This is a genomic window from Achromobacter animicus (assembly GCF_902859585.1).
Taxonomy (GTDB): Bacteria; Pseudomonadota; Gammaproteobacteria; order Burkholderiales; family Burkholderiaceae_B; genus Achromobacter; species Achromobacter animicus.
In genome coordinates this window covers 81,404-104,925 of record NZ_CADIJM010000010.1, presented here as the reverse complement: position 1 = coordinate 104,925, position 23,522 = coordinate 81,404, and the positions used below count along the sequence as shown (strand labels likewise).

Annotated in this window: 17 protein-coding genes; 13 read left to right on the top strand and 4 right to left on the bottom strand. The window is 62.9% G+C overall.

The window, feature by feature from the left end; genetic code table 11:
• The first annotated feature begins 2 nt into the window (after nt 1-2).
• From nusG to rpoC, 7 genes are all read left to right on the top strand, one after another.
• The gene (nusG, locus tag HV681_RS20815) at nt 3-536 is read left to right on the top strand and encodes a transcription termination/antitermination protein NusG (RefSeq protein WP_006389586.1); all 534 of its coding nucleotides are present in this window, start codon (nt 3-5) and stop codon (nt 534-536) included.
• Nucleotides 537-599: 63 nt separating this feature from the next.
• A complete protein-coding gene (rplK, locus tag HV681_RS20810; RefSeq protein WP_056320728.1) occupies nt 600-1,031 on the top strand; it encodes a 50S ribosomal protein L11 in 432 nt (143 codons plus the stop codon).
• 2 nt (nt 1,032-1,033) lie between these two features.
• Nucleotides 1,034-1,735, top strand: coding sequence for a 50S ribosomal protein L1 (rplA, locus tag HV681_RS20805; RefSeq protein ID WP_175124798.1), 702 nt, complete (start codon nt 1,034-1,036; stop codon nt 1,733-1,735).
• 274 nt (nt 1,736-2,009) lie between these two features.
• Nucleotides 2,010-2,534 (top strand): 50S ribosomal protein L10, encoded by a 525-nt coding sequence (gene rplJ / locus HV681_RS20800; protein WP_056320723.1) that lies wholly within the window; start codon nt 2,010-2,012, stop codon nt 2,532-2,534.
• Nucleotides 2,535-2,615: 81 nt separating this feature from the next.
• Nucleotides 2,616-2,996 carry a 50S ribosomal protein L7/L12 gene (gene rplL / locus HV681_RS20795; protein WP_008157777.1) on the top strand — a complete coding sequence of 127 codons (381 nt, stop codon included), beginning with the start codon at nt 2,616-2,618 and terminating at the stop codon, nt 2,994-2,996.
• A 161-nt stretch (nt 2,997-3,157) separates the two neighbouring features.
• Nucleotides 3,158-7,270, top strand: a complete 4,113-nt coding sequence (rpoB, locus tag HV681_RS20790) for a DNA-directed RNA polymerase subunit beta (RefSeq protein ID WP_175124797.1) — start codon at nt 3,158-3,160, stop codon at nt 7,268-7,270.
• On the top strand, nt 7,270-11,514 hold the full coding sequence (gene rpoC / locus HV681_RS20785) for a DNA-directed RNA polymerase subunit beta' (RefSeq protein ID WP_175124796.1): 4,245 nt from the start codon (nt 7,270-7,272) through the stop codon (nt 11,512-11,514). The genes rpoB and rpoC overlap by 1 nt, the downstream gene beginning before the upstream one ends.
• Nucleotides 11,515-11,628: 114 nt before the next feature.
• On the opposite strand, the gene HV681_RS20780 is transcribed toward rpoC, so the two are convergent.
• Nucleotides 11,629-12,024, bottom strand: a complete 396-nt coding sequence (locus tag HV681_RS20780) for a TssQ family T6SS-associated lipoprotein (RefSeq protein ID WP_175124862.1) — start codon at nt 12,022-12,024, stop codon at nt 11,629-11,631.
• A 155-nt stretch (nt 12,025-12,179) separates the two neighbouring features.
• Between HV681_RS20780 and HV681_RS20775 the strand changes: the two genes are divergently transcribed.
• Nucleotides 12,180-13,460 carry a serine/threonine-protein kinase gene (locus HV681_RS20775; RefSeq protein ID WP_175124861.1) on the top strand — a complete coding sequence of 427 codons (1,281 nt, stop codon included), beginning with the start codon at nt 12,180-12,182 and terminating at the stop codon, nt 13,458-13,460.
• Between the two features lie 10 nt (nt 13,461-13,470).
• Here the strand turns inward: HV681_RS20775 and HV681_RS20770 are convergent, their stop codons facing one another.
• From HV681_RS20770 to HV681_RS20760, 3 genes are read right to left on the bottom strand one after another with little or no spacing between them, the layout of a single operon-like run.
• A complete protein-coding gene (locus HV681_RS20770; RefSeq protein WP_175124795.1) occupies nt 13,471-15,774 on the bottom strand; it encodes a CHASE2 domain-containing protein in 2,304 nt (767 codons plus the stop codon).
• Nucleotides 15,775-15,784: 10 nt separating this feature from the next.
• The gene (locus HV681_RS20765; RefSeq protein ID WP_175124794.1) at nt 15,785-16,891 is read right to left on the bottom strand and encodes a FecR domain-containing protein; all 1,107 of its coding nucleotides are present in this window, start codon (nt 16,889-16,891) and stop codon (nt 15,785-15,787) included.
• A gap of 34 nt (nt 16,892-16,925) precedes the next feature.
• Nucleotides 16,926-17,642, bottom strand: coding sequence for a response regulator transcription factor (locus tag HV681_RS20760; RefSeq protein WP_175124793.1), 717 nt, complete (start codon nt 17,640-17,642; stop codon nt 16,926-16,928).
• Between the two features lie 258 nt (nt 17,643-17,900).
• On the opposite strand from HV681_RS20760, the gene HV681_RS20755 reads away from it, so the two are divergent.
• The 5 genes from HV681_RS20755 to tuf all read left to right on the top strand — a co-directional run bounded on the left by HV681_RS20755 (nt 17,901) and on the right by tuf (nt 23,514).
• Nucleotides 17,901-18,602, top strand: a complete 702-nt coding sequence (locus tag HV681_RS20755; RefSeq protein WP_175124792.1) for a response regulator transcription factor — start codon at nt 17,901-17,903, stop codon at nt 18,600-18,602.
• A 508-nt stretch (nt 18,603-19,110) separates the two neighbouring features.
• Nucleotides 19,111-19,488, top strand: coding sequence for a 30S ribosomal protein S12 (gene rpsL / locus HV681_RS20750; RefSeq protein WP_005017264.1), 378 nt, complete (start codon nt 19,111-19,113; stop codon nt 19,486-19,488).
• 166 nt (nt 19,489-19,654) lie between these two features.
• On the top strand, nt 19,655-20,125 hold the full coding sequence (gene rpsG, locus HV681_RS20745; protein WP_006389600.1) for a 30S ribosomal protein S7: 471 nt from the start codon (nt 19,655-19,657) through the stop codon (nt 20,123-20,125).
• Nucleotides 20,126-20,143: 18 nt separating this feature from the next.
• Nucleotides 20,144-22,246: an elongation factor G gene (gene fusA / locus HV681_RS20740; protein ID WP_175124791.1), complete on the top strand. Its 2,103-nt coding sequence runs from the start codon at nt 20,144-20,146 to the stop codon at nt 22,244-22,246.
• Between the two features lie 77 nt (nt 22,247-22,323).
• Nucleotides 22,324-23,514 (top strand): elongation factor Tu, encoded by a 1,191-nt coding sequence (gene tuf, locus HV681_RS20735; RefSeq protein ID WP_063953628.1) that lies wholly within the window; start codon nt 22,324-22,326, stop codon nt 23,512-23,514.
• Nucleotides 23,515-23,522: the final 8 nt, after the last annotated feature.

The following is a 23,522-nucleotide window of genomic DNA, read 5'->3' as shown; positions in this document are numbered from 1 at the left end:
AAATGAGTAAGCGTTGGTATGTCGTCCATGTGTACTCCGGCATGGAAAAAAGCGTACACAAGGCCCTGAACGAGCGCATCGAGCGCGCGGGCCTGCAAACGTCTTTTGGCCGCATTCTTGTGCCCTCCGAAGAAGTCGTCGAGGTCAAGGGTGGTCAGAAGTCGATCACCGAGCGCCGTATTTTCCCCGGTTACGTCCTGGTTGAAATGGACCTGACCGACGAAACGTGGCACCTGGTCAAGAACACCAACCGAGTCACCGGCTTTTTGGGCGGCTCGGGCAATCGTCCGACCCCGATTTCCGAAAAGGAAGTCGAAAAGATCCTCTCCCAGATGGAAGAGGGCGTCGAGAAACCCCGCCCCAAGATCCTGTTCGAAGTGGGCGAGATGGTTCGGGTCAAGGAAGGTCCGTTTGCAGACTTCAACGGCAACGTCGAAGAAGTCAACTACGAAAAGAGCAAGGTCCGTGTGTCCGTCACCATTTTTGGTCGCGCCACGCCCGTCGAGCTCGATTTCAGCCAGGTCGAAAAGACCTGAATTTAACCCCCGGGGAGCCCTGTCCGCACAGGCCAGGGCGATATAACCCGCAAGGAGCAAAGCATGGCGAAGAAGATCGTCGGCTTTATCAAGCTGCAAGTGCCGGCTGGTAAGGCTAACCCCTCCCCCCCGATTGGCCCGGCTCTGGGTCAGCGTGGCCTGAACATCATGGAATTCTGCAAGGCGTTCAACGCCAAGACCCAAGGTATGGAGCCTGGTCTGCCGATTCCGGTGGTGATCACCGCCTTCGCGGACAAGAGCTTCACCTTCATCATGAAGACCCCGCCCGCGACGGTCCTCATCAAGAAGGCCGCTGGCGTGCAAAAGGGTTCGCCCAAGCCGCATACCGACAAGGTCGGCACGCTGACGCGCGCACAAGCTGAAGAAATCGCCAAGGCCAAGGGTCCCGACCTGACCGCCGCCGATCTGGAAGCCGCAGTGCGCACGATCGCTGGCAGCGCCCGCAGCATGGGCATCACGGTTGAGGGGATCTAATCATGGCAAAGTTGTCCAAGCGCGCCGCCGCTATTGCACAAAAGATCGACCGCACCAAGCTGTACCCGGTCGCTGAAGCCCTGACCCTGGTCAAGGAAACCGCCGTCGCCAAGTTCAATGAATCCATTGACGTGGCCGTGCAACTCGGCATCGACCCGAAGAAGTCGGACCAACTGGTCCGCGGTTCGGTCGTGCTGCCCGCCGGCACCGGCAAGTCGGTTCGCGTCGCCGTGTTCGCCCAAGGCGACAAGGCTGAAGCCGCCAAGGCTGCTGGCGCTGACATCGTTGGTCTGGACGACCTGGCTGACAGCATCAAAGCCGGTCAAATGGACTTTGACGTCGTCATCGCCTCGCCCGACACGATGCGTGTCGTCGGCGCCCTGGGTCAGATCCTGGGCCCGCGCGGCCTGATGCCGAACCCGAAGGTCGGCACCGTGACCCCCGACGTCGCAACCGCTGTGAAGAACGCCAAGGCCGGTCAGGTTCAGTACCGTACCGACAAGGCTGGCATCATCCACGCAACGATCGGCCGTGCGTCGTTCGGCGTGGACCAGCTGCAAACCAACCTGGCCGCTCTGGTCGACGCCCTGCAAAAGGCGCGTCCCGCAGCTGCCAAGGGCATTTACCTGCGCAAGCTCGCCGTTTCGTCCACGATGGGCGGCGGTGCGCGTGTGGAAATTGCCTCGCTGTCGGCTTCCAACTAAGCCAACAGCAGTAAACGTACTTTGGGCTGCATCCGGACCCCTCCGGATGTTGCTGTCAAAGACCGCTGGAGCAGGGCAGTGGAAGGGATTCTTCCTTCCGCAAGGAAAGCAGCATCGCCGCTGCCCCGCTTAATCCCGGAGCTCGCATAGTCCGGATCCAGCGTAGACGGCGTCCCCAGGAAGATTTCTTTACCCGAAGAACTCGTCCAGGCGCCGCATTCGGTTGACGCGCAAGGCTCCGGCCCCAGGCGTCTTTTGATGGAGTGTTCAAACCGTGAGTCTCAATCGTCAAGAGAAAGCGGTGGTAATCGAGGAAGTCTCGGCGGAAGTCGCCAAGGCCCAATCGATTGTTATCGCTGAGTACCGTGGTCTGGACGTCGCCTCTGTCACCGTACTGCGCAAAACTGCGCGTGAATCGGGCGTGTATCTGCGTGTTCTGAAGAACTCGCTGGCCCGTCGTGCTGTTGCCGGCACGGCTTTCGAGCCGTTGGCTGAGCAACTGACCGGTCCGCTGATCTATGGCATCAGCACCGATCCGGTCGCGGCGGCCAAGGTCATCGCTGGCTTCGCGAAAAGCAACGACAAGCTGGTCATCAAGGCGGGCGCTCTGCCCAACAACTTGCTGAACCAAGAAGGTGTGAAGGCTCTGGCCACCATGCCCTCGCGCGAAGAGTTGCTGTCGAAGCTGCTTGGCACCATGCAAGCCCCCATCGCGCAATTCGTGCGTACGCTCAACGAAGTTCCGACCAAGTTCGCCCGTGGCCTCGCTGCCGTGCGCGACCAGAAGGCAGCGGCCTAATCGCCCTGCTGTCCGGAATTCGCTGAACGACGAAGCGACACCCAAACCCTGGCATTACCAAAATATTTGGAGTTCTGAAAAATGGCACTTAACAAAGCTGAAATCCTTGACGCCATCGCTGGCATGACCGTGCTCGAGCTGTCCGAGCTGATCAAGGAAATGGAAGAGAAGTTCGGCGTGTCGGCTGCTGCCGCTGCCGTCGCTGTTGCTGCTCCCGCCGCTGGTGGCGCTGCCGCCGCTGCTGAAGAGCAAACCGAGTTCACCGTCGTCCTGCAAGAAGCCGGCGCGAACAAGGTCAGCGTCATCAAGGCCGTGCGCGAGCTGACCGGTCTGGGTCTGAAGGAAGCCAAGGACCTGGTCGACGGCGCTCCGAAGCCCGTCAAGGAAGCTGTGGCCAAGGCTGACGCCGAAGCCGCCAAGAAGAAGCTGGAAGAAGCTGGCGCCAAGGTCGAAGTCAAGTAAGACCTGCGTCAACTGCCCGGGGACAGCACAGTTTGCAGTCCCCGGGCTTTTGCGTTTCCAGGAAACCCCTACTGAGGGTATGCCCATTCAGTGGGGTTTCCTGGAGTCGTATCACCTGGGGCCGTGGTTGACGGCCCATGCAACCTCGAGTCGGAGTGCTCATGCCTTACTCGTACACCGAAAAAAAGCGCATCCGCAAAAGCTTCGCCAAGCGTGAAGACGTTCAAAACGTTCCCTTCCTTTTGGCGACTCAGCTTCAATCCTACCTAACTTTCCTGCAGGCGGATACCGCCCCGTCCGAACGCGTAGCCGACGGTTTGCAGGCGGCGTTCTCGTCGATTTTCCCGATCGTTAGTCACAACGGTATGGCGCGCTTGGAGTTCGTGAGCTACGTGCTCGGCGAACCGGTGTTCGATGTCAAGGAATGTCAGCAACGTGGCCTGACCTATGCCTCGCCCCTGCGAGCCAAGGTCCGCCTGGTGCTGCTTGACCGCGAAGTCAGCAAGCCCACCGTGAAGGAAGTGAAGGAACAGGAAGTCTACATGGGCGAAATTCCGCTCATGACGGGCACGGGTTCCTTCGTCATCAACGGCACGGAGCGCGTCATCGTTTCGCAGCTGCACCGTTCGCCGGGCGTGTTCTTCGAACACGACCGCGGCAAGACGCACAGCTCGGGCAAGCTCCTGTTCTCGGCCCGCGTGATTCCTTACCGCGGCTCGTGGCTGGACTTCGAATTCGACCCGAAGGACGTCCTGTTCTTCCGCGTCGACCGCCGTCGCAAGATGCCTGTCACGATCCTATGCAAGGCCATCGGCATGACGCCGGAATCCATCCTGGCCAACTTCTTCGACTTCGACAACTTCGAACTGAAGAGCGAAGGCGCGATGATGGAATTCGTGCCTGAGCGCTGGAAGGGCGAAATGGCCCGTTTCGACATCGCCGACCGTTCGGGCAAAGTGATCGTCGAAAAAGACAAGCGCATCAACGCCAAGCACCTGCGCGACCTGGCTGCCGGCGGCATCCAGCGCATCTCCGTGCCGGAAGATTTCCTGTACGGCCGCGTGCTGGCCAAGAACATCGTCGATGAAGATACCGGCGAAGTCATCGCCAACGCCAACGACGAGATCACGGAAAGCGTGCTGGGCGCCTTGCGCGCCGCCAACGTGCACGATTTCCAGGCGCTGTACACCAACGACCTGGACCGCGGTCCCTACATCTCGCAAACGCTGCGTACCGATGAAACCGCCGACCAGATGGCCGCGCGCGTTGCCATCTACCGCATGATGCGTCCTGGTGAGCCGCCCACCGAAGAAGCGGTGGAAGCGCTGTTCCAGCGTCTGTTCTACAGCGAAGAGACGTACGACCTGTCGCGCGTCGGCCGCATGAAGGTCAACAGCCGTCTGGGCCGTGGTGAAGACATCACCGGCCCGATGACGCTGACCAACGAAGACATCCTTGAAACCATCAAGGTGCTGGTTGAGCTGCGTAACGGCCGTGGCCAGATCGATGACATCGATCACTTGGGCAACCGCCGCGTGCGTTGCGTGGGCGAACTGGCCGAGAACCAGTTCCGCGCCGGTCTCGTGCGCGTCGAGCGCGCCGTCAAGGAACGTCTGGGCCAGGCCGAGACGGAAAACCTGATGCCGCATGACCTGATCAACTCCAAGCCGATCTCGGCTGCCATCAAGGAGTTCTTCGGTTCGAGCCAGCTCTCGCAGTTCATGGACCAGACCAACCCGCTGTCGGAAATCACGCACAAGCGTCGTGTTTCCGCACTGGGCCCGGGCGGTCTGACCCGCGAGCGCGCCGGCTTTGAAGTCCGCGACGTGCACCCGACCCACTACGGCCGCGTCTGCCCGATCGAAACGCCGGAAGGCCCGAACATCGGTCTGATCAACTCCATGGCGCTGTACGCTCGCTTGAACGAGTACGGCTTCCTGGAAACGCCTTACCGCAAGATTGTCGACGGCCGCGTCAGCGACCAGATCGACTACCTGTCGGCCATCGAAGAAAGCCACTACGTCATCGCGCAGGCCAACGCCGCACTCGACGAAGAAGGCCGTTTCGTTGACGACCTGGTCGCCTGCCGTGAAGCTGGCGAAACGATGCTGACCGCCCCGGCCAACGTGCACTACATGGACGTTGCCCCGTCGCAGATCGTGTCGGTCGCTGCCTCGCTGATTCCGTTCCTCGAGCACGATGACGCGAACCGCGCACTGATGGGCGCCAACATGCAACGTCAGGCCGTGCCTTGCCTGCGCCCGGAAAAGCCGGTCGTGGGTACGGGTATCGAGCGCACCGTGGCCGTTGACTCGGGCACCACCGTGCAGGCGCTGCGTGGCGGTCTGGTTGACCACGTCGACGCCGAGCGCGTCGTGATTCGCGTGAACGACGAAGAAAACGTCGCCGGCGAAGTGGGCGTCGACATCTACAACCTGATCAAGTACACGCGTTCCAACCAGAACACGAACATCAACCAGCGTCCGATCGTCAAGCGTGGCGACCGCGTTGCCAAGGGCGACGTGCTGGCTGACGGCGCATCGACCGACCTGGGCGAACTCGCCCTGGGTCAGAACATGCTGATCGCGTTCATGCCCTGGAACGGCTACAACTTCGAAGACTCGATCCTGATCTCCGAAAAGGTCGTGGCGGATGACCGCTACACCTCGGTGCACATCGAGGAACTGACGGTTGTCGCCCGCGACACGAAGCTCGGACCGGAAGAAATCACCCGCGACATCAGCAACCTGGCTGAAACGCAGTTGAACCGTCTGGACGATTCCGGCATCACGTACATCGGCGCCGAAGTCAGCGCCGACGACGTGCTGGTCGGCAAGGTCACGCCCAAGGGCGAAACCCAGCTGACGCCGGAAGAAAAGCTGCTGCGCGCCATCTTCGGTGAAAAGGCGTCCGACGTTAAGGACACCTCGCTGCGCGTGCCTTCGGGCATGACCGGCACCGTGATCGACGTGCAGGTGTTCACGCGTGAAGGCATCGTGCGCGACAAGCGCGCCCAGTCCATCATCGACGATGAACTGCGCCGCTATCGCCAGGACCTGAACGACCAGCTGCGCATCGTTGAAAACGACCAGTTCGACCGTATCGAAAAGATGCTGGTCAACAAGACCGTCAACGGCGGCCCGCGCAAGCTGGCAAAGGGCGCGACGATCACCAAGGCCTACCTGGCCGACCTGGATCGCTGGCAGTGGTTCGACATCCGTCTGGCCGATGAGCCGCACGCTGTCGTGCTGGAACAGGCCAAGGAATCGCTCGAGCAGAAGCGTCACCAGTTCGATCTGGCCTTCGAAGAGAAGCGCAAGAAGCTGACGCAAGGCGACGAGCTGCCCCCGGGCGTGCTGAAGATGATCAAGGTCTACCTGGCCGTGAAGCGTCGTCTGCAGCCTGGCGACAAGATGGCAGGTCGTCACGGCAACAAGGGTGTGGTCTCGCGCATCACCCCGGTGGAAGACATGCCCCACATGGCTGACGGCACGCCGGCCGACATCGTTCTGAACCCGCTGGGCGTGCCCTCGCGGATGAACGTCGGCCAGGTGCTGGAAGTTCACTTGGGCTGGGCTGCCAAGGGTGTTGGCCATCGCATCGCCGACATGCTGCGTGACGAGCGCACGGCGCAGGTCAAGAACGTCCGCGCTTATCTGGACAAGGTCTACAACACGACCGGCTCCGGCGCGCGCATCGACGAACTGACCGATGACGAAGTCATGGAAATGGCCCAGAACCTCAAGAACGGCGTGCCGTTCGCGACGCCCGTCTTCGACGGCGCGACCGAAGAGGAAATCACCAAGATGCTGGAACTGGCCTATCCGGACGACGTCGCCGAGCGCATGGCGCTGACGCCTTCGCGTACGCAGGCATGGCTGTTCGACGGCCGCACGGGCGAGCAATTCGAGCGCCCCGTGACTGTCGGCTACATGCACTACCTGAAGCTGCACCACTTGGTCGACGACAAGATGCACGCCCGTTCCACCGGCCCGTACTCGCTCGTGACCCAGCAGCCGCTGGGCGGCAAGGCGCAGTTCGGCGGCCAGCGTTTCGGGGAAATGGAAGTGTGGGCGCTGGAAGCATACGGCGCCGCCTACACCCTGCAGGAAATGCTGACGGTGAAGTCGGACGACATCAACGGTCGTACCAAGGTTTACGAGAACATCGTCAAGGGCGACCACGTGATCGACGCCGGCATGCCGGAATCGTTCAACGTTCTGGTCAAGGAAATCCGCTCGTTGGCCCTGGACATGGATTTGGAGCGTAACTAATGAAAGCGCTACTCGACCTCTTTAAGCAAGTCTCTCAAGACGAGCAGTTCGATGCCATCAAGATCGGCATCGCCTCGCCCGAGAAGATCCGTTCGTGGTCCTACGGCGAAGTCCGCAAGCCCGAGACGATCAACTACCGCACGTTCAAGCCCGAGCGTGACGGCCTGTTCTGCTCCAAGATCTTTGGCCCGATCAAAGACTACGAGTGCCTGTGCGGCAAGTACAAGCGCCTGAAGCACCGTGGCGTGATCTGCGAAAAGTGCGGCGTTGAAGTCACCGTCGCCAAGGTTCGCCGTGAACGCATGGGCCACATCGAGCTGGCCAGCCCCGTCGCGCACATCTGGTTCCTGAAGAGCCTGCCGTCGCGTCTGGGCATGGTGCTCGACATGACCCTGCGCGACATCGAACGCGTGCTGTACTTCGAAGCCTGGTGCGTGATCGAACCCGGCATGACGCCGCTCAAGCGCGGCCAGATCATGTCGGACGACGATTTCCTGGCCAAGACCGAGGAATACGGCGACGACTTCCGTGCCCTGATGGGCGCCGAAGCCGTGCGCGAACTGCTGCGCACCATCGACATCGACCGCGAAGTGGAAACGCTGCGCGGCGAACTGAAGGCCACCAGCTCGGAAGCCAAGATCAAGAAGATCTCCAAGCGCCTGAAGGTGCTGGAAGGCTTCCAGAAGTCCGGCATCAAGGCCGAGTGGATGGTCATGGAAGTGCTGCCCGTGCTGCCGCCGGACCTGCGTCCGCTGGTGCCGCTGGACGGCGGCCGCTTCGCGACCTCCGACCTGAACGACCTGTACCGCCGCGTCATCAACCGCAACAACCGTCTGAAGCGTCTGCTCGAGCTCAAGGCGCCTGAAATCATCCTGCGCAACGAAAAGCGCATGCTGCAGGAAGCGGTCGACTCGCTGCTGGACAACGGCCGCCGAGGCAAGGCCATGACGGGCGCCAACAAGCGCCAGCTCAAGTCCCTGGCCGACATGATCAAGGGCAAGAGCGGTCGTTTCCGTCAGAACCTGCTGGGCAAGCGCGTCGACTACTCGGGCCGTTCGGTCATCGTGGTGGGTCCGCAGCTCAAGCTGCATCAGTGCGGTCTGCCCAAGCTGATGGCCCTGGAACTGTTCAAGCCGTTCATCTTCAATCGTCTGGAGATGATGGGCCTGGCCACGACCATCAAGGCTGCCAAGAAACTGGTCGAAAGCCAGGAACCGGTGGTCTGGGACATCCTGGAAGAAGTCATCCGCGAACACCCGGTCATGCTGAACCGTGCGCCGACGCTGCACCGTCTTGGCATCCAGGCGTTCGAGCCGGTGCTGATCGAAGGCAAGGCGATCCAGTTGCACCCGCTGGTTTGCGCGGCGTTCAACGCCGACTTCGACGGTGACCAGATGGCCGTTCACGTGCCGCTGTCGCTGGAAGCCCAGCTGGAAGCGCGTACGCTGATGCTCGCGTCCAACAACGTGCTGTTCCCGGCCAACGGCGAACCGTCGATCGTGCCGTCGCAGGACATCGTGCTGGGTCTGTACTACACGACCCGCGAGCGCATCAACGGCCGTGGCGAAGGCATCTTCTTCATGGACGTCGCTGAAGTCCAGCGCGCCTACGACAACAACGAAGTCGAGCTGCAAAGCCGCATCACCGTGCGCCTGAAGGAACACGAGCGCGACGAGAACGGCGAATGGCAACCGGTCATCCGCCGTCACGAGACGACGGTCGGCCGCGCGCTGCTGTCCGAGATCCTGCCCAAGGGCCTGCCCTTCACCGTCCTGAACAAGGCGCTGAAGAAGAAGGAAATCTCGCGTCTGATCAACCAGTCGTTCCGCCGCTGCGGCCTGCGCGACACGGTGATCTTCGCCGACAAGCTGATGCAGTCGGGCTTCCGCCTGGCCACGCGCGGCGGTATCTCGATCGCCATGGGCGACATGCTGATCCCGACCGCCAAGGAAGGCATCCTGGCCGAAGCCAGCCGCGAAGTGAAGGAAATCGACAAGCAGTACTCGTCGGGTCTGGTCACGTCCCAAGAGCGCTACAACAACGTTGTGGACATCTGGGGCAAGGCTGGCGACAAGGTCGGCAAGGCGATGATGGAACAACTGGCCACCGAGCCCGTGACCAACCGTCACGGCGAGGAAGTGCGCCAGGAGTCCTTCAACTCCATCTACATGATGGCTGACTCGGGCGCCCGCGGTTCGGCTGCCCAGATCCGCCAGCTGGCCGGCATGCGCGGCCTGATGGCCAAGCCGGACGGCTCGATTATCGAAACGCCCATTACCGCAAACTTCCGTGAAGGCCTGAACGTACTCCAGTACTTCATCTCCACTCACGGTGCGCGTAAGGGTCTGGCCGATACGGCACTGAAGACCGCGAACTCGGGTTACCTGACCCGTCGTCTGGTCGACGTGACGCAGGATCTGGTCATTACCGAAGACGACTGCGGCACGTCGCAGGGCTACAACATGAAGGCCCTGGTCGAAGGCGGTGAAGTCATCGAACCGCTGCGCGACCGTATCCTCGGCCGCGTCGCTGCCGTGGACATCGTCAACCCGGACACGCAGGAAACGGCCATCGTCGCCGGCACCCTGCTGGACGAAGATCTGGTCGACACCATCGACCGCATCGGCGTTGACGAAGTCAAGGTCCGCACGCCGCTGACCTGCGAAACGCGTCATGGTCTGTGCGCGCACTGCTACGGCCGCGACCTGGGTCGTGGTTCGCCGGTCAACCAGGGCGAGGCAGTTGGCGTTATCGCTGCCCAGTCCATCGGTGAACCGGGCACGCAGCTCACGATGCGTACGTTCCACATCGGTGGCGCGGCGTCGCGTTCGGCCCTGGCCAGCGCGGTGGAAACCAAGTCGACCGGTACCGTCGGTTTTGCCAGCACGATGCGCTACGTCACGAACGCCAAGGGCGAACGTGTCGCGATCTCGCGCTCGGGCGAACTGGCGATCTTCGACGACAACGGCCGCGAACGCGAACGTCACAAGATCCCGTACGGCGCGACCGTGCTGGTGGGCGATGGCGAGGCCGTGAAGGCCGGCGCGCGCCTGGCAACGTGGGATCCGCTGACCCGTCCGATCGTGTCGGAATACGGCGGCGCCGTCCGCTTCGAGAACATCGAAGAAGGCGTGACCGTTGCCAAGCAGGTGGACGAAGTCACCGGCCTGTCGACGCTCGTCGTCATCACGCCGAAGACCCGTGGCGGCAAGATCGTCATGCGTCCGCAGATCAAGCTGGTCAACGAGAACGGCGAAGACGTCAAGATCGCCGGCACCGATCACTCGGTGAACATCTCGTTCCCGGTGGGTGCGCTGATCACGGTGCGTGACGGCCAGCAGGTTGCCGTGGGTGAGGTTCTGGCGCGTATTCCGCAAGAATCGCAAAAGACCCGCGACATTACCGGCGGTCTGCCGCGTGTGGCCGAACTGTTCGAAGCCCGTTCGCCGAAGGACGCCGGCATGCTCGCCGACGTCACCGGTACGGTTTCGTTCGGCAAGGACACCAAGGGCAAGCAGCGTCTGGTCATCACCGACCTGGAAGGCGTGAGCCACGAGTTCCTGATTCCGAAGGAAAAGCAGGTGCTGGTGCACGACGGCCAGGTGGTGAACAAGGGCGAAATGATCGTGGACGGCCCGGCCGATCCCCACGACATCCTGCGCCTGCAAGGCATCGAGAAGCTGGCGACGTACATCGTCGACGAAGTGCAGGACGTTTACCGTCTGCAGGGCGTGAAGATCAACGACAAGCACATCGAAGTGATTGTTCGTCAGATGCTGCGCCGTGTGAACATCGTTGACGCGGGCGACACCGAGTTCATCCCGGGCGAGCAGGTCGAGCGCTCCGAGCTGTTGAACGAAAACGACCGCGTCACGGCTGCCGACCTGCGTCCGGCTACGTACGACAACGTGCTGCTGGGTATCACGAAGGCCTCGCTGTCGACCGACTCGTTCATCTCGGCCGCTTCGTTCCAGGAGACCACCCGTGTCCTGACCGAAGCCGCCATCATGGGCAAGCGCGACGACCTGCGTGGCTTGAAGGAAAACGTCATCGTCGGCCGCCTCATCCCGGCGGGTACCGGCCTGGCTTACCACCATGCACGCCGCGACAAGGAACAGCTGGAGGCGGCGGAACGCGAAGCCGCTCGCCAGCAGGCCAACCCGTTCGAAGACGCACCGGTCACGGTGGGTTCGGACGCCGAGACGCCTGCTTCCGACGTGGGTACCGACGACGCCGCCGAATAAGCGGATCGTCCGGACAGGTTCCACCGCGAGGCTGCGGTGGAAGCCTGAAAATAAAAAGGCCGCTGATGCGAATCAGCGGCCTTTTTTCTTGCGAAAAGAACGGGTGCGGCAGGACTACTTGGCGGCCTGTGCGCGGGCGCGCTGGAAGACCGGTCCCCAGACCGGATGACCGGCTTCGGCGGGGGCGAGTTCAAACGCCGGATCCAGCACCAGGATACGCGCGAAGCTGTCCTCGCAAAGCTGGGTATAACGCGTCACGCAATAGCTGAACGCCTGAAGCTTGTAGGCCTCTATGCGTACTGCTTTGGACGAGGTGGCCAGGGTATCGGACCGGGCAACGCCGCGGATGACTTCGCCATATTGACCGGCGCTGTATTGGTCGCGCACCTGCTGCAGCTCGGCCAGGGCTTCGGCCGTCGGAGGGCTCTCGGGTTTCGGTTTGGAGATGCCCGCGCAACCGGCCAGGAGGGCCGATACGCCAAGCAGACTGCTCAGGATGCGAATTTTCATGGCTTCTAAAGATGTAGGGTGATGACGCAGTACGCTATCGTGCCACAGCCTGATGCGCTCGGACATTTTCGGCAATGTCCTGACCTTGCGGATTGGATAATATTCCGCCTAAATAGCCCCTGAACCCGTTTTGGCGCGCACGCGCAGCTTCGATGATGTCTACTCCCGCCGGCTTGTTGACGCCGCGTGGCCCCTTTTCCGGCGCCGCGCCGTTGGCCCTGCGCCCGTTGAGCGCCATTGCCGCCAGCGCGGCAGGCGGGGTGCCGGAGTCGCGCATCAAGCGGCTTCTCTCGGACCTTCTGCCGTCTCTCGTCGCACTGCATGCGCAGGGCGAAATCTGTGGCGACATTTCGCTCGAAACCGTCGGCATGGACGAGAACGCGCGCGCGCATCTGCTGCCCGAACTGGCGGTGGCGCGGTCGCGCCGTTCCAGCCGGACGCCGGCCGCCGGCTTCGCGCCGTTCGAGCTGTACACCGACTCAATGGAATGGCCGCGCGGCCCCTGGTCGGACATCTACTCCCTGTGCGCGGTGGCGTACGCCCTGGTGATCGGCAGCCGGCCGCCGCCGGCGCCGGAACGCCGCGCCCACGACGAATACGAAGCGCTGGCGGACATGGGGCTGCCCAAGTACAGCCAGGAATTCCTGCGTGTCATCGATGCCGGCATGTCGATGGACACCAAGGCGCGGCCGCAGTCGTTGGCTGAGCTGGCCAGCCTGCTGGGCGTTGCGGCCTACGACGAACCCGAAGCGCCCGAAGACGAATTGGACGAAGTGGCCAAGGTCGCGCCCATGGCGGGTTTACCGGAACGGCGCGAGCCCGCCCGCCGGCGGGGACCGTTGCTGTTCTGGCTGTTGATCCTGGCGCTCATCGGCGCAGGCGTATACGCGTGGTTTCAGTGGGGCAAGGGCACGCCCAACGCCCTCATCACGCGCTCGGAAGTCGTGCAGCCGAATCCGCCCGTCGTGCATCCGTTGCCGCAGACCCCGCCGCCCGCGCCACCGCCGGCGCCAGCGACCACTCAGGCGCCTGCGGATCTGCCGTCGTTGACGGCCAGCGGCGCCGCATCCGGCCAGCCAGCCGCCGCCGGGTCTGCCGCGACGGCCGCCGCGTCATCCGCGGGGGCGCAGTCAAATCCGGCGAGTACCGCCGAGGCGCCGCCAACCCCCGAAGTGCAGGAACCGGCGCCGCCCGCCGCCACTGAAGAGGCGCCCAAGCCCAAGCCCGTGCCGGTCACCGTGCGGCTGGACATCCGTCCATGGGGTGAAGTCTGGATCAACGGCGTGGCGCGCGGCATCAGCCCGCCCGTGAAGGACCTCAAGCTGATTCCGGGCAAGTACCAGGTGGTCGTGCGCAACGCCGACCTGCCGCCGTTGCGCATGACGCTTGAGGTCAAGCCGGGCAAGCCGGCGGTCATCTCGCACACCTTCCAGTAAATAAGGCGGTCTACACCTTCGGCAGGTGCAGGATGAACTCTGAGCCGACGCCCGGTTCACTCTGCACCTCGATGCGCCCGCCATGCCGTTTGGCTACGGTGTGCACGAAAGCCAGTCCCAATCCGGCACCGCCCACATCCCCCCGCGTTTCAACGCCCACCCGCGCAAACGGTTCGAACAACCGGGCTACGTCCTGGGCCGCGATTCCCTGGCCTTGATCCTTGATGCGCACGCGCCAGAAGCCGGGCTGTTCATCAATGCCGCATTCGATGCGCGTGCCGCTGGCGCTGTACTTGATGGCGTTGTCGACCAGGTTGCAGAGCGCGCGTATCAGCAGCGTCTGTTCGCCGCGGGTGTAGGCAACCGGCAGCGGCATCCGGGTCTCCAATGCGATGCCGCGTTTGTTGGCAGACGGCCAGAGATCGTCGACGGCGTCCTGCAGCAAACTGCCCAGATCCAGCTCGATGGTGCTGATCGGCATCGATTCGGCACGTGTCAGATGCACGAAGTCATCGACCAGCGTGAGCGTGCGGTTGGCCAGCATCGCAATGCGCTCGAGCGTGTCGGGCCGCACTTCCTGCTGCCCGCCTTCCCGCGATAGCTCCACCAACGCAAGAATCGAGCTTTGCGGCGCGCGCATGTCGTGCGAGATGAAGCGCAGCGTTTCTTCGCGTTGCCGCTCGGCCTGGCGAATGCTTGAGATGTCGGTCAGCGTGGCGACCGTGCCTGCGAACTGGCCCTCGGCCGTGTGGATGGGGGCGCATTTCAGGATCAGGTCGCGGCCGGCGCGGTCGCGCACTTCGACGTCCGCGCTCCAAGGCGAGGCGGCGTCGGCGGGCGGACGGCCGCTTAGGGCCTCTGCCACGCGTGTCCGCGCCGCCTCGTCGGCGAGGGTATGTTCCAGCAGGTGCGCCGCCGGCCGGCCGATCCGAGGCGGACGGATGCCAAGCCGCTGGAAGAACAGGATGGCGGCCTGGTTGCGGAATCGCATGCGGCCTTCCTGGTCGAACACCAGCGTCGCATCCGGCATGCCGTCCAGCCCGTCAGCCAGGAACCGCCGCAGGTTGCGCACTCGCGCCAGCGCACGCCGAAGTTCGCCGACCCGGCTCTCCAGCGACGCATTCGGATTGGCAAGCTGCACGCGGGCTTCGTTCAGGATCGGGGGGTATTCGCGCTGCAGGCGCTGCAGTTCCGTATCCATATAGCGCAGCGCGGCTTCCTGATTGCGCCAGCTCCAGAGCGGATAGCACAAGGCCACGCCCGCCAACGCCGCGGTCGGTGCGAACCACAGATAGGCCTGGGCAAGCAGCAGCCACGATGCAAGCGGGATGGCGGCAAGCAGCGCAAGGCTGACCAGCAGCGCCTTCTTGGGCGACAGGCGCCACAAGGCCAAGCTGGCGAGCAACACCGGCAACAGCGCGAAAAGCGCGCTCCACCCGGCCGGTGGCCGCTGGAAGGCGATGTCGTCCCGCGCGGCCTGCAGAACGTTGGCGATGATCTCCACGCCCGATATGCCGCTGACGTCGTGCGACACCGGCGTCGGATACTCGTCGCCCAGGCCCGTCGCCCAGGCGCCCACCAGCACATACTTGCCGCGCAGCTCATCGGGCGTCCAATCGCCCCGCAGCACCGAAAGATAGGAGACGGTCCGCACGTGGCCGGGCGGGCCTGCATACGGGATCAGGATCCGTCCGTCGGCGTTTGCACGCTTGAGCAACCGTTGGGCGCGATCAGCTTCGCCGCCGACCTCGAGCATCGAGATGGCCAGATGATTTCTGCGGTCGCCGGCAAATTGCGCGGTGAGGGCGGCTTCGCGCACGACGCCGTCCGGGTCGATGACTGCATTGATGAAGCCGGTGGAGGCCGATGCCTGCGCCAATTCGGGGATCGGCAGGCCGATGGCCGTCGGGTTTTTCAGACGGTCCAGAACCACGGGCAGCACGGTGTGCGCGTTGCGCCGGATGCTGTCCGCCAGGATGGCATCGTCTGCGGCATTGATCTTGTCTGGCTCGGCAAAGATGAGATCCACCCCCACAGCCCGCGCGCCCGCCAGCCGGTCGAGCAAGGCCGCGTGGATGGCACGCCGCCACGGCCAGCGTCCCAGCGCGTCGATGCTCGCGTCGTCGATCGCCACGACCAGGATGTCCGGATCAGCCGGACGGCCCGTCATCATCACCGCGCGGTCGTACAAGACCTGATCAAGACGGCCGAGCCCATTGAAAGTGCCCAGGAAAGCGGCCAGCGCCGCCAACGCCAACGTCAGCCACAATCCGGACCGCCAGGACCGGTCGAGCGAGTCGGCGGGGGCGGCCATGGCGCCTGTCTTAGTACGCGGTCAGCGTCACAAGCCCGCCAGAGCCGCTGCCAACGCCAAGGCCGTACGACGTCATCAACATGTTCGCGCCCTCGAAGGATCGGACCGAATCCGCCCCGTGCAGGCCAAGCGCATCGACGGCGCGCACCGACACGTAGAACGTGCCGGGGCCCGGCGCGGAAAAGCGGATGTCGTTGGCGGGAAAGCTGGCGGACGACACGGGCAGCGCGCCATCGGCATCGCGCGAGACGCGAACCAGATAGCTTTGCGCCCCTTCGACCGGCGCAAACGGCACTGACCACGTGCCGCCGGCGCGTACCGGATCGCCCAATTGCGGCGCGGCGAGCAGCGGACGCAGGGCGGACATGGCGCCGTCGGCGCCCACCGCGGCCCCGTAACCTTGCGCCACCGCGACCGGCTTGGCGGGCGAATCGCCGGGCGCGTGCGCCTGCAAGCGCACGCTGCCTTCCAGGACTTCGCTATGGACGCCTTGCGCGCTGCTCTGCACGCGGAATCGCGTGCCGCGCACACCCGTCACGGCGACCGGCGTGCGGATCTCGAAACGGCCCACACCCTGGCCCGCTGGCGCGACGCTGGATTCCACGCTGCCGCGCCGCACATTGATCACCGAATCCGTCAGCGCAGTGCCCTCGAACTGGCGCAGGCGTGTGAGGTCCACCGCGCCGTTGGACGGCAACGTGAGCCGCGATCCGTCGGCAAGCTGCAGCGTGACGAAACCGTTGGGGGCGGTTTCCAGCGTACTGCCTTCGGACACCGGCGTTCCGGGCTGCACGGACTTGCCATTCAGGCTGGCCTGACCGCTGACGTGCACGACCTGCGCCTGCGCGTCGCGCACCGGAATCATCGCCAGCGGGATGTGCAGTTCCAACCCGATGGGCAGCAATTCCGGGGTCACGACCTTGTTGAGCGTCTGCAACCGGTTCCAGTTGGCCTGGTTGCGTGTGTACTGCGTGGCCAGTTCGATCAGCGTCTCGCCCTGGCGCACGCGATGGATGAAGTCGTCGCCCAATGCGCCGGCGGGCTGGCTGTGCGCGGGGGCGGCCAGCGTCATGCAGGAAGCCAGGACAAGCAGAGAAAGCGCGCGGAAGCGGCTCATGGCAAACGATTCTCCAGGGATTCGGGCGACGCCGTTACGGCGAGAGGTTCTGGCCGTCGTCGGACGGGCTGACCAGTTCGAGCCGGTAGCCAAGCGCATAAGAGGAGGTCAGGCGCACGCCGTGCTGCGGACGGAGCTGCAGCTTCTGCCGGATGTTCGATAGGTGCGTATCCAACGTGCGCGAGGTGGCGGGGATTTCGCGGTTCCAGACGCACTCGGCGAGCACGTCGCGCGACATGAGCCGGCCGACATTGCGAAAGAACAGCAGCGCCAGCTCGAATTCCTTCGGGGCCAGCGAAATCGCGACGTCGTCCAGCGAAATGGCGCGCGCCGCGGGGTCGACCCGATACCGCGCGACTTCAATGGTCTGGTCGACGGGCTCGGCGATCTGGCTGCGGCGCAGCAGCGCCGCGACCCGTGCCAGAAGCTCGAGCGGACGCATCGGCTTGACGATGTAGTCGTCCGCGCCTGCACGCAGGCCTTCGACCAGATCATCCTCGGCCGACCGGTTGGTCAGGAAAATCACGGGAATGCGCGCGCCGATGTGTGTGCGCAGCCAGCGGACGACGTCGTCGCCGTCGATGTCGGGCAGGTGCCAGTCCAGCAGCACCAGGTCATACGTTTCAGTGCGAAGGGCGGCGAGCAGATCCCGGCTCTGGTGATAGCTGGTGCAAGCATAGCCGGCGGCGGTCAGAACTTGCTGGATGCGCCGAGCCTGGTCCAGGTCGTCTTCCAGCGACGCGATTTTCATTGGACGAGTTCTCGCGAAAGTTGGCTGCGCAGGCGCGCGTGTGGCGACCTAGCAAAACGAAGGGGGGATTTATGTAAACGAATGATAACTCGGGAAAACCCTTCGGCGGCTACGTTATGGCAAGAACTGTCAAACATTGCAAAGTTGACGAATCTTGACTGGAGTTGTTGCATAGGGCGACGCCAAACTGTTCCAACGATGTCACCAGCCGCGACACAGCAGGCGGTGCAAGGGGAGGGAATGCAGACCGGAACAGATATGAATCAATTGCGCATACTTGTGATGTCACCGGACGAAACCGTGCGCGGTTCGTCCGTGTCCACGCTGTTGCAGGCCGGCATCTCGGCCCGCGGATGCTCGACCTCGTTGGAATTGTTCGGCCTGCTCAGCAGCGGCCACCACGACGCCGTGGTTCTGGACATCGGCGCGTCGGGCGAAATCGGTTACGCCCTCATTGCGCGGCTGCATGGCTCCGCGCCGCTGGGCATCGTGGTTGTCGGCAAGGGCATGCCCGTGGACAGCCGCCTGCGCTGCCTGCAGAGCGGCGCCGATGCCTGCCTGCCCGATCCCCAGGATCCTCGTGAACTCGTCTGCATCTTGCTGGCGCTGGCGCGCCGCCTGCCGGCGGCCGCCGATCCCGCCGAGCCGCAGGACGCGGGCAACGGCCGCTGGGAGCTCCACGACCAGGGCTGGACGCTGGCCGCCCCGAATGGCGTCACGCTGTCGCTGTCCGCCAACGAGCGCCTCATCGTTCGCGCCCTGCTGAACGTGGCGGGAAAGGCGGTCGACCGCGAAGCCCTGGGGAACGAATTGCAGGTGGAAGGGGGCGCTGCACGAGCCAGCAGCGCGCGCAGCATCGACGTTATCGTCAGCCGGCTGCGGCGCAAGGCCGAACAGGCAGGCGTGGTGTTGCCGATCCGCACGGTATACGGCAGCGGCTATCTTTTTACAGACCGCTAAACGCGCACGCTGTACACTTCGCGGAGCCATGCCGGAGGGCAGGGATTGCCCGGATAGGGCGTCACGGCCGGCCGCACTTGCCGGTCCTCGATCTGCCCGCTACGTGGCCCCAATTTTCGCCAGCGGCGGTCAAATGCCCCGCTTTTCGCGCCAACTCGCCGCTGCGCGACACTTACAAAAAACTTTGACAGTAGCCCTTGATCTCAGTTATGCTAAAGGGCTTACTGCTTTATTTCGCGCGCAAAATCCGCACGCTCAGGCAGACAGTTCAGGATCAAGGCCCAAAGGCGCGTCACGAACCTTTGTCCTTGGCCCAGCTAGCACCAACTGTTTTTCTGGCTGCACCCGATTTTGTGCGTTTGTCATGGTTTGTTGGCAAGCCCGCTCTTTTACGTATTTGAACGTTTGAGGCGGTTTTGCGCGAACTGCCTTCTCCGAAAGCTCACCCGCTCCAGGAGACGAGTACGTAAGTACTTACCAGTGGTACGTAAAAGGGATTTCAAAGGTCATGCCTACCATTAGCCAACTCGTGCGCAAGCCGCGCGAAGTCAGCATCATCAAAAGCAAGAGCCCCGCGCTCGAAAACTGCCCGCAACGCCGCGGCGTGTGCACTCGCGTGTACACCACCACCCCCAAGAAGCCGAACTCCGCTCTGCGTAAGGTTGCCAAAGTGCGTCTGACCAACGGTTACGAAGTCATTTCGTACATCGGCGGTGAAGGCCACAACCTGCAAGAGCACTCGGTGGTTCTGGTGCGTGGCGGCCGTGTGAAGGACTTGCCCGGTGTGCGTTATCACATCGTGCGCGGTTCCCTTGACCTGCAAGGCGTCAAGGACCGTAAGCAAGCCCGCTCGAAGTACGGCGCCAAGCGCCCGAAGAAGGCTTAATAGCAAGTCGGCAGTACCCCCACGTGACGGAAGTCCGTCACCCGGGAAGTGCGACCGCGCCGTCCAGATGATGGGAAGGTGCGCGGCACGTAAGGGGTCGTCCCAATGGACGGCCATGGCCGTGTAATGAAACACGGTTCAACTGAACAGACACAAGGAAGCAACAATGCCCCGTCGTCGCGAAGTACCCAAGCGCGAGATTCTGCCCGATCCCAAGTTCGGCAGCGTCGAGCTCGCCAAGTTCATGAACGTCGTCATGCTGGACGGCAAGAAGGCCGTCGCCGAGCGCATCGTTTACGGCGCCCTCGAGCAAGTCGCCACCAAGACCGGCAAAGAGCCGATCGAGGTTTTCAGCCTGGCGATCAACAACATCAAGCCGATCGTCGAAGTCAAGAGCCGCCGCGTTGGCGGTGCCAACTACCAAGTGCCGGTTGAAGTGCGCCCCGTGCGCCGCCTGGCCCTGGCTATGCGTTGGCTCCGTGAAGCCGCCAAGAAGCGTGGCGAGAAGTCGATGGATCTGCGTCTTGCTGGCGAACTGATCGACGCCTCCGAAGGTCGTGGCGCCGCGATGAAGAAGCGCGAAGACACGCACAAGATGGCAGAGGCCAACAAGGCCTTCAGCCATTTCCGCTGGTAATTTAAGGACTAATCCACCATGGCCCGCAAAACCCCGATCGAGCGCTATCGCAACATTGGTATCTCTGCGCACATCGATGCAGGGAAGACCACCACGACCGAACGTATCCTGTTCTACACCGGTGTCAATCACAAGATTGGCGAAGTGCATGATGGCGCAGCCACCATGGACTGGATGGAGCAAGAGCAAGAGCGTGGCATCACCATTACGTCGGCTGCTACGACGGCGTTTTGGCGTGGCATGGCCGGCAACTACCCCGAGCACCGCATCAACATCATCGACACCCCGGGACACGTGGACTTCACCATCGAGGTGGAACGTTCCATGCGCGTCCTGGACGGTGCTTGCATGGTCTACTGCGCGGTGGGCGGTGTTCAGCCCCAGTCCGAAACCGTGTGGCGTCAAGCCAACAAGTACGGCGTGCCGCGTCTGGCCTTCGTCAACAAGATGGACCGCACCGGCGCCAACTTCTTCAAGGTCTATGACCAGCTGAAGAACCGCCTGCGCGCCAATCCCGTGCCGATCGTCATTCCCATCGGCGCCGAAGACACGTTCCAAGGCGTGGTCGACCTGGTCAAGATGAAGGCGATCATTTGGGACGAAGCCAGCCAAGGCACCAAGTTCGACTACAAGGACGTTCCGGCCGAGCTGGAAGGTCTGGCGAACGAATGGCGTGAAAAGCTGGTTGAAGCCGCCGCTGAGTCGTCGGAAGAGCTGATGAACAAGTACCTGGAAACGGGTTCCTTGGAAGAAGCCGAAATCAACCTGGCCATCCGTCAACGCACCATCGCTGGCGAAATCCAGCCGATGCTGTGCGGCACCGCTTTCAAGAACAAGGGCGTGCAGCGCATGCTGGACGCGGTCATCGACTACCTGCCTTCGCCCGTGGACATCCCCCCGGTCGACGGTCAGGACGACGACGGCAACGCGATCAAGCGCAATGCCGACGACACCGAGAAGTTCTCGGCCCTGGCATTCAAGCTGATGAGCGATCCGTTCGTGGGTCAATTGACCTTCGTGCGTGTGTACTCGGGCGTCCTGAAGTCGGGCGATACGGTCTACAACCCCATCAAGGGCAAGAAGGAACGTATCGGCCGCATTCTGCAGATGCACGCGAACAACCGCGAAGAAATCAAGGAAGTGTTGGCAGGCGACATCGCCGCCGTGGTCGGCCTGAAGGACGTGACCACCGGCGAAACGCTGTGCGACATCGACTCCCACATCCTGCTCGAACGCATGATTTTCCCGGAGCCCGTGATTTCGCAGGCCGTCGAACCCAAGTCGAAGGCTGACCAGGAAAAGATGGGTCTGGCGCTGTCGCGTCTGGCTCAGGAAGATCCGTCGTTCCGCGTGCGCAGCGACGAAGAATCCGGCCAAACCATCATTTCCGGCATGGGCGAGCTCCACCTGGAAATTCTGGTCGACCGCATGAAGCGCGAATTCGGCGTGGAAGCCAACGTCGGCAAGCCGCAAGTGGCTTACCGCGAAACCATCCGCAAGGTCTGCGAAGAAGTCGAAGGCAAGTTCGTCAAGCAGTCGGGCGGTCGTGGTCAGTACGGTCACGTTGTCCTGAAGGTCGAGCCCCTGGCTCCTGGCGGCGGCTACGAATTCGTGGACGCCATCAAGGGCGGTGTGGTTCCTCGCGAATACATCCCCGCGGTGGACAAGGGCATCCAGGAAACGCTGCCTTCGGGCATCCTGGCCGGCTACCCGGTCGTGGACGTCAAGGTCACGCTGTTCTTCGGTTCGTACCACGACGTCGACTCGAACGAAAACGCGTTCAAGATGGCCGGTTCGATGGCATTCAAGGAAGGCATGCGCAAGGCTAGCCCCGTGCTGCTGGAACCGATGATGGCCGTCGAAGTCGAAACGCCGGAAGACTACGCTGGCACCGTGATGGGCGATCTGTCCTCGCGTCGCGGCATGGTCCAAGGCATGGACGACATGGTTGGCGGTGGCAAGACCATCAAGGCTGAAGTGCCCCTGGCCGAGATGTTCGGTTACGCCACGAACCTGCGTTCGCTGACGCAAGGCCGTGCTACGTACACGATGGAATTCAAGCATTACTCCGAGGCTCCCAAGAACGTCGCTGACGAAGTCATCGCCGCTCGGGCCAAGTAAATAACCCTTGCCGGGTCCGTCCATCCGGACGGCCCCGGCAGAAATCAAGTTTCCTTGAAAGTCAAAGGATAGAGATCATGGCAAAAGGCAAGTTTGAACGTACCAAGCCGCACGTGAACGTGGGTACGATTGGTCACGTTGACCACGGCAAAACGACGTTGACGGCGGCGATCACGACCGTTCTGTCGACCAAGTTCGGCGGCGAAGCCAAGGGCTACGACCAGATCGATGCAGCTCCTGAAGAAAAGGCCCGCGGCATCACGATCAACACGGCTCACGTCGAGTACGAAACGGAAACGCGTCACTACGCGCACGTTGACTGCCCGGGCCACGCTGACTACGTCAAGAACATGATCACGGGTGCCGCCCAGATGGACGGCGCGATCCTGGTCGTGTCGGCCGCTGACGGCCCCATGCCGCAAACGCGTGAACACATCCTGCTGAGCCGCCAGGTTGGCGTGCCGTACATCATCGTCTTCCTGAACAAGGCTGACATGGTTGACGACGCCGAGCTGCTCGAGCTGGTGGAAATGGAAGTTCGCGAACTGCTGTCCAAGTACGACTTCCCGGGCGACGACACCCCGATCGTCAAGGGTTCGGCCAAGCTGGCGCTGGAAGGCGACAAGGGCGAACTGGGCGAACAGGCCATCCTGTCGCTGGCTGCTGCGCTGGATTCGTACATCCCGACGCCTGAGCGTGCCATCGACGGCGCGTTCCTGATGCCCGTTGAAGACGTGTTCTCGATCTCGGGTCGCGGCACCGTGGTGACCGGCCGTATCGAACGCGGCATCATCAAGGTCGGCGAAGAAATCGAAATCGTCGGTATCGTTCCGACGGTCAAGACGACCTGCACGGGCGTGGAAATGTTCCGCAAGCTGCTGGACCAAGGTCAAGCCGGCGACAACGTGGGCATCCTGCTGCGCGGCACCAAGCGTGAAGACGTCCAGCGCGGCCAAGTTCTGGCCAAGCCGGGCTCGATCACCCCGCACACGGACTTCACGTCCGAGGTGTACATCCTGTCCAAGGAAGAAGGCGGCCGCCACACCCCGTTCTTCAACGGCTATCGTCCCCAGTTCTACTTCCGCACGACGGACGTGACCGGCACGATCGACCTGCCGGCCGACAAGGAAATGGTTCTGCCGGGCGACAACGTGACGATGACCGTCAAGCTGCTGGCCCCGATCGCCATGGAAGAAGGTCTGCGTTTCGCCATCCGTGAAGGCGGTCGTACCGTCGGCGCCGGCGTCGTCGCCAAGATCCTGAAGTAATTCGGATC

Excerpts from the sequence above, each read along its gene's own strand:
- nusG (WP_006389586.1), top strand. The coding sequence starts at position 3 with ATGAGTAAGCGTTGGTATGTCGTCCATGTGTACTCCGGCATGGAAAAA.
- rplK (WP_056320728.1), top strand. The coding sequence starts at position 600 with ATGGCGAAGAAGATCGTCGGCTTTATCAAGCTGCAAGTGCCGGCTGGT.
- rplA (WP_175124798.1), top strand. The coding sequence starts at position 1,034 with ATGGCAAAGTTGTCCAAGCGCGCCGCCGCTATTGCACAAAAGATCGAC.
- rplL (WP_008157777.1), top strand. The coding sequence starts at position 2,616 with ATGGCACTTAACAAAGCTGAAATCCTTGACGCCATCGCTGGCATGACC.
- rpoB (WP_175124797.1), top strand. The coding sequence starts at position 3,158 with ATGCCTTACTCGTACACCGAAAAAAAGCGCATCCGCAAAAGCTTCGCC.
- rpoC (WP_175124796.1), top strand. The coding sequence starts at position 7,270 with ATGAAAGCGCTACTCGACCTCTTTAAGCAAGTCTCTCAAGACGAGCAG.
- HV681_RS20780 (WP_175124862.1), bottom strand. The coding sequence starts at position 12,024 with ATGAAAATTCGCATCCTGAGCAGTCTGCTTGGCGTATCGGCCCTCCTG.
- HV681_RS20775 (WP_175124861.1), top strand. The coding sequence starts at position 12,180 with ATGTCTACTCCCGCCGGCTTGTTGACGCCGCGTGGCCCCTTTTCCGGC.
- HV681_RS20770 (WP_175124795.1), bottom strand. The coding sequence starts at position 15,774 with ATGGCCGCCCCCGCCGACTCGCTCGACCGGTCCTGGCGGTCCGGATTG.
- HV681_RS20765 (WP_175124794.1), bottom strand. The coding sequence starts at position 16,891 with ATGAGCCGCTTCCGCGCGCTTTCTCTGCTTGTCCTGGCTTCCTGCATG.
- HV681_RS20760 (WP_175124793.1), bottom strand. The coding sequence starts at position 17,642 with ATGAAAATCGCGTCGCTGGAAGACGACCTGGACCAGGCTCGGCGCATC.
- HV681_RS20755 (WP_175124792.1), top strand. The coding sequence starts at position 17,901 with ATGAATCAATTGCGCATACTTGTGATGTCACCGGACGAAACCGTGCGC.
- rpsL (WP_005017264.1), top strand. The coding sequence starts at position 19,111 with ATGCCTACCATTAGCCAACTCGTGCGCAAGCCGCGCGAAGTCAGCATC.
- rpsG (WP_006389600.1), top strand. The coding sequence starts at position 19,655 with ATGCCCCGTCGTCGCGAAGTACCCAAGCGCGAGATTCTGCCCGATCCC.
- fusA (WP_175124791.1), top strand. The coding sequence starts at position 20,144 with ATGGCCCGCAAAACCCCGATCGAGCGCTATCGCAACATTGGTATCTCT.
- tuf (WP_063953628.1), top strand. The coding sequence starts at position 22,324 with ATGGCAAAAGGCAAGTTTGAACGTACCAAGCCGCACGTGAACGTGGGT.